The following is a 6202-nucleotide window of genomic DNA, read 5'->3' as shown; positions in this document are numbered from 1 at the left end:
TGTTTAGAACTGATTGATTCAGAAATGTTGTCATGACTAATAAATACATAACGGTGGGAAATTGCGGTTTATTAATAACTTTGATTTTTACAAGAAATGTAAAAATGATAATCATCCATAACCCAAGAAAAATCATCATTTCAATCTGCATTTCAACAAGTGAATAGGCAATGGCAAATCCTACTAAGAGAAAAGCTGACACACCTGTTGCTGGTTTAACTAGTGGATTACTTTGCATCAAACTTCCTTCTCCTTTTTCAAATTAACCATTTAGTGATAGCGGTTGTTTATTCTTTGAGAACAGCAGTGTCTCATGTAAACCTTCGTAAAGCCTGATAGACGGCTCCCAATTTAGTATTGTTTTTGTTTCTTCATTGGCAAGAATACTATGTCGAATATCGCCTGGACGTTCTTGTTTATAGATTGGGTACAGATTGGAACCGGCTGCTCCTTTCATCGTTTCAAACAGCTCATTGATGGAGATGCATGTTCCAGATGACACTTGAACACACATATTTCCCTCTGCATGCAATGCTTTAACATTTGCAGCTGCCACATCTTTAACAAAAATAAAATCTCTCGTTTGCTCTCCATCACCATAAATAACTGGTGCTCTGTTTTCGGTCAGTTGATTTGAAAAAATAGCTACAACTCCCCCTTCACCCTTTGCGTCTTGTCTTGGTCCATATACATTGCTGTAGCGCAAAATACTATATGGCAGTTGATACAGTTCACTAGACATTTTTAAATAATTTTCAACAGATAACTTTGTAAGTCCGTATGGTGATTCTGGCACTGTTGGGTGTGAAATGGTGACTGGTAATGAAACCGGATTTCCATACACTGCTGCAGACGAAGCAAAAACGAATCTTTTCACCTTTGATTCAATCGCAGCCTTAATAATGTGCAGCGATCCCTTAATATTTACTTTTTCATCAAATAGAAAGTCTTTTACAGACTCAGCAACACTTACTTGTGCCGCTTGGTGAATAATATAATCTGGACAAAGAGAAACAATTAATTCAATGACACTTGGATGGGTAATGTCGTGATTGTAGACTTCAATAGGCAAGTGATCGATGTTTTCTTGTCGACCTGTTGAAAAATTATCAATAACCGTGACGCTATAATTATTTAGAAGCAATTCCTCCACTATATGGGAGCCAATAAATCCTGCTCCTCCTGTGACGATTACTTTTCTCATAAGAAAAACCTCCTCCTATATTGCCTTTGTTATGATAGATTCCGCTTGAATGGCTGGTCTCCCAACCGATAAATACGTAAATCCAAGGCGTCTCATCATTTCTAAATCAAAAAGATTTCGGCCATCAACAATCAAAGGTTGATTCATTAATTGCATTACTAAGGGTAAATCTAATGTTTTTACATCCTGCCAATCTGTTAAGATCATGCAAGCATCTGTATCCCGAATAGTTTCATATATATCCTCTGAATAGGTGCACTGATATCCGATCTGTTTTTTTGCTTCTACGATCGCTATAGGATCATATGCCTTAACGATGGCACCCTGCTCTGTTAAGTAAGGTATAATATCCAAAGCAGGAGAAGAACGAATATCATCGGTATCTGGTTTAAATGCTAATCCTAGAACACTAATGGTTTTTCCATTTAAGGAACCTAATGCACGTATCAATTTTTTCACCAGCTGCACCCTTTGCCCTTCGTTTGTATCAATCACCGCTTTGATTAATTTGAAATTGTAGCCACAATCCTCTGCAATGTGCAGTAGTGCAGCGGTATCTTTAGGAAAACAGGATCCGCCAAATCCAACTCCTGCCTGTAAAAATTTATTGCCAATCCTGCTGTCGAGACCAATGCCTGCGGACACTTTTGTAACGTCAGCTCCAACCCGTTCACAAATATTCGCTATATCATTAATAAAAGAAATCTTAGTAGCCAAAAATGCATTGGCAGCATATTTAATGATTTCCGCTGTTTCTATCGAGGCTTTTACTATATTAGCTGTGAAAGGCTGATGAATTTCTGCAATTATTTGATAAGCTTTTTCGCTTGTAGTGCCTATGACTGCGCGCTCCATATTCATCGTATCCTTAATCGCTGTACCTTCTCTTAAAAATTCAGGATTAGAGACGACGTCAAAAAGATGGTTTCCTTTGTCGTATTCTTTAATCAAGGATTCTATTAATTTTCCAGTACCGACGGGAACGGTACTTTTTGTGACAATTACTTTGTAACCATTTAAATTTTCACCAATCGATTTTGCAACTTGCTTTATATACGTTAAGTCTGCTTTACCTGATGATGTCATTGGTGTCCCGACTGCAATAAAAATGACCTCTGCATCCTGGATTTCTTTATTGATATTAGCGCTAAATGTAAGTGTTCCTTTCCGAACATTTTTGAGGACCAGTTCTTTTAAGCCTGGCTCATAAATTGGCATGAATCCCTTTATGAGATCATTTATTTTCAATTGATCAATATCACAACAAGTAACCTGATTGCCTGAATCAGCAAAACATGTGCCTGAAACGAGGCCAACATAACCAGTTCCAATAACAGCTATTTTTTTCATCCTTATCAATCCTTCCAGTTCTTATTACTTAATCGTTGAATAAATAGATTCTATAGTCCGTTTATAGACAGCTTTTAACAAAACTGCATTACGATCCGCATGATAGTTTTTTTGGATATGTTTATAGAGCTCATGCTGAACCTGCGGAGTAAAAAGATTTCTGCTTATAATATCGTTTACTCGAGTTACTAAGCTTGAAACTGACTTACTTTCGATTAAAAGCGAACGATGCTCACCAAATAGCTCCGGGACACTTCCCACTGAAGTACAAATCACAGGCACTTTAAGAGCTAGGGCTTCAATGACAACGGTTGGCATCCCTTCTGTATAAGATGGGAGAGCAAACACATCACTAGCAAGCAAATAATCACCTATTCTTTCATTTTCAACTTGCCCGATTAGGAACAACCGTCTATTGAAATCGGAATGCTGCCTTAATTTATCTTTAGCTGGACCATCGCCAACAAACAAAATCGCTACATCGTTTGACAGCCATTGAAGTGAATGAACAAGTTCAAAAACTCCTTTTGCTTGTGTTAACCTTCCAATAAAAACAATAATCTTCTTTTCTTCTGGAAGTTGCAGACGTCTCCTTATTTGCGTTTTGGTTTCATCAAGAGGTTTAAATCGTGATACATCAACCCCGATGGGAATCACCATACTATCTCTACCTGTTAACTCCTTTGCTTTATTCCTGAGGCTGTCACCTACTGCCAATACCAGATTTGCCGACTGTACCGTTTGTTCGAATGCTTTTTTCGCACTTGCACTATAAAAGGGATAAATATTTACATCACTGCCATGTAACGTTAAAATCCACGGCAGCTTTTTTTGTTCTGCAACAATTTTCGCTGCCCCTCCAGACGGCATCGCAAAATGTGCGTGAATTAAATCGGGCTCTATATCATAATCAGACATTGTATTTAAAATGGCAGCAGCAATCCGTTTATCCGGCTGAGACCATCTGAGTTGGCCCGGAATTGCTAAATAGGGCGGACGGTAGACCGTTACTCCTTTTCGGACATACTTAGATGGCATCTCCTTATTTGCTCGATACTGTCTTTTTACATACTTAATCAAGGTTGAATGACGCGGCATAGGACAAATCACCGTAATCTCTACGCCTAAACGGATTAATGCTTGAACTTGGGTTTCATGAAAAACACCTTGCCCAGGATTTTCGTCACTTGGATATACACTTGTAATCCATAAAATTTTCATTATGTTTGCCCTCTTATTTGTTTTTTTACGATCTTCAAGAAGAAATCGGGATAAACCTTATATAAAAGCAAAATATAGGCAATCGCACTTATGCCCACGGAAAAAATTAACGGCCATATGCTGGATTGAGGAAAATAAAAGCTAGATATCTTTTTTAAACAAAAAGCGACAGCCGTTATGAGAAAAGATAATAAAAATGGTATCGAAATAGTTTGAAGATATTGCCGAAAACGGAGCTGTATCAACCAATTTAATAACCATCTTCCAATTAAGAAGTTCACTAGACTAACTCCTGCATATGTCCAAGCAACCACTTCCAATTTATCCGTCATTACTGCTAACGATAAAGAGGCACCATAAAGAATCAAAACGCCGGCATCCCAATAAAAAGCAATATTAGCTTTTCCTTTTGCTAAAATAACTGATCCATTTGGATTCATTAAAACCCTAAGAATGCCTACGACAGCCATGATTTGCACAACTGGAACGGCGTCCAGCCACTTCTCTCCAAAAATAGTTAAAATAAACACATTAGACACAGCGGTGAGACCCATTAAAATGGGAAACGAAACTAGACTCAACAATTTTGTCATGTGTAAGAATCCATCTGTTAATAAAACTTGATTTTGGTGGCTTTTCGAAAAAACCGGAAAAGCAACTCTCGTAATAATCGGATTAATCTTTAAGACTGGAATGGTCACGATCTGATAGGCCAGATTATAAATACCAAGTGCCTCAGCGCCCATAAATCGGCCAATTAATATCACATCAAGATTGGAACCCATTCGATTGACTAACCTGGAAGATAATTGGAAGGCCCCAAACGCCATGTACTCTTTGCATTCCGACAAATCAAATACGAAAGAGGGCCGCCATTTCTTTCGATAACAGATAAAATAAAGAATGCCTTTTAATGAATTCAGGACGACTTGTGAAATGACAAAGGCATAAATCGGACTAATGGTAAGTATGAGAATCACTAATGTTAAAAAAGAGATGAATGTTGTCCCTGCTTCAATGGCCCCTAGTAAATTAAATCGTAAATCCTTTTGTAACAAATATTGGCATTGCTGCCCGACCGGAGCGATTAAAAACATCACGGCCAAGATTCGAATAAGTTCGATTAATTCACCTCGATGAAAATATGTCGCAATCAATGGGCTAAAGAGGAATAAGAGCATAAACAAGCCAACACCCACTACCACATTTATCCAAAATAGGGATGACAATACACGGGTAGAAACCTCTTCTTTTTGAATCACGGCTGAGCCAAAACCAAGATCCAGTAATATTTGAGCAAATACCACAATTGTGGTAATCATCCCTACCAGCCCGAATTCGGATAGACTCATTAATTTGCCAAGTAACCCAAACTGGATAATTTGGATGGCTGTTATTATAAGTGTAGAAATTCCCGTCCATTTAACGCCTTTATGTAATTGGTCTCTGAGGACTGACATATACTTCCCGCCTTTATTAACGTGCTCCCTCACCTGTGAAAATCACTTTGAACGTCTTCACCATAATTTTAACTTCAAGTGAGAAGGTTAAATTTTGTATGTATGCCAGGTCGTATTGAAGTTTTTCTCTTGGAGACATATCATATCCCCCACTAACCTGGGCTAGACCTGTAAGGCCTGGTTTTACAATCAGCCGATTTTCGAATCCCTTTATCTCTTTATTAAATTTCGCTGTAAAGAATGGTCTTTCGGGTCTTGGCCCTATAATGGACATGTCTCCTTTTAAAACAGAGACCAATTGAGGCAACTCATCAATGCGAGTCTTTCGGATGAATGCTCCCACTTTTGTAATACGAGGGTCATTTACCTCTGCCCACTTTGCGCCTTCTTTTTCTGCATCCATTCTCATCGATCGTAACTTCATCATCATGAAACGTTTTCCATTCTTACCCATTCGCTCCTGTACGTAAAATGGAGAACCAGGTGTTTCGAGCACAATGAGGATTGAAAATAAAAGAACTATTGGCAATGCAATAATTAACCCTAAGGTTGCAAGGAAAATGTCATACGCTCTTTTTAGATAGAGATACTGTTCCACATTCTTTGATAATGTGAGTTTGGATGATGATACCATTAGATAATCTTGGTAGAAATTGTAGCTTTTTTCAGTACTCACAAATTTTTCACCCCAAAAGATTTTTTGATAATGAGACTTGCTAGCCCATACGTAAAGTATAGGTACATAATTTGAAGTTGCTGTTGAGGACGGGTGAAGAGTTTGTAAAAGATTTTGAATATTTATGAACTTTATAAAGGGTTTGTAAAGATTTTTACAGACTATAGGTATATCTATCGATAAAATGAAAAAAAGCTGCCCCAAAAAGGATGCGGATAAATCTCCTTTTTGGGACAGCTATTTTTTATGATTGTATAAAAAACACCCTCTTGATTGAACTGTGACCCATAA

6 protein-coding genes are annotated in these 6202 nt (G+C 37.8%); all 6 read right to left on the bottom strand.

Features of this window, described 5'->3' with window-relative positions; genetic code table 11:
• On the bottom strand, positions 1-241 hold a 241-nt coding region (locus tag V7659_RS28645), incomplete at its 3' end, for a hypothetical protein (RefSeq protein WP_335543451.1).
• A 21-nt stretch (positions 242-262) separates the two neighbouring features.
• Positions 263-1204, bottom strand: coding sequence for an NAD-dependent epimerase/dehydratase family protein (locus V7659_RS28640; protein ID WP_335543450.1), 942 nt, complete (start codon positions 1202-1204; stop codon positions 263-265).
• A 15-nt stretch (positions 1205-1219) separates the two neighbouring features.
• Complete coding sequence (gene tuaD, locus V7659_RS28635; protein WP_420491783.1) at positions 1220-2554, bottom strand: UDP-glucose 6-dehydrogenase TuaD; 1335 nt, start codon at positions 2552-2554, stop codon at positions 1220-1222.
• 24 nt (positions 2555-2578) lie between these two features.
• Positions 2579-3775 (bottom strand): teichuronic acid biosynthesis protein TuaC, encoded by a 1197-nt coding sequence (gene tuaC, locus V7659_RS28630; RefSeq protein ID WP_335543448.1) that lies wholly within the window; start codon positions 3773-3775, stop codon positions 2579-2581.
• Positions 3775-5235, bottom strand: coding sequence for a teichuronic acid biosynthesis protein TuaB (gene tuaB / locus V7659_RS28625; RefSeq protein ID WP_335543447.1), 1461 nt, complete (start codon positions 5233-5235; stop codon positions 3775-3777). The genes tuaC and tuaB overlap by 1 nt, the downstream gene beginning before the upstream one ends.
• 16 nt (positions 5236-5251) lie before the next feature.
• Positions 5252-5911 (bottom strand): sugar transferase, encoded by a 660-nt coding sequence (locus V7659_RS28620; protein WP_335543446.1) that lies wholly within the window; start codon positions 5909-5911, stop codon positions 5252-5254.
• Between the last annotated feature and the right edge of the window lie 291 nt (positions 5912-6202).

It is taken from the genome of Neobacillus drentensis (assembly GCF_036966985.1).
Taxonomy (GTDB): Bacteria; Bacillota; Bacilli; order Bacillales; family Cytobacillaceae; genus Neobacillus; species Neobacillus drentensis_E.
This window is presented reverse-complemented; position numbering and strand designations above follow the sequence as displayed.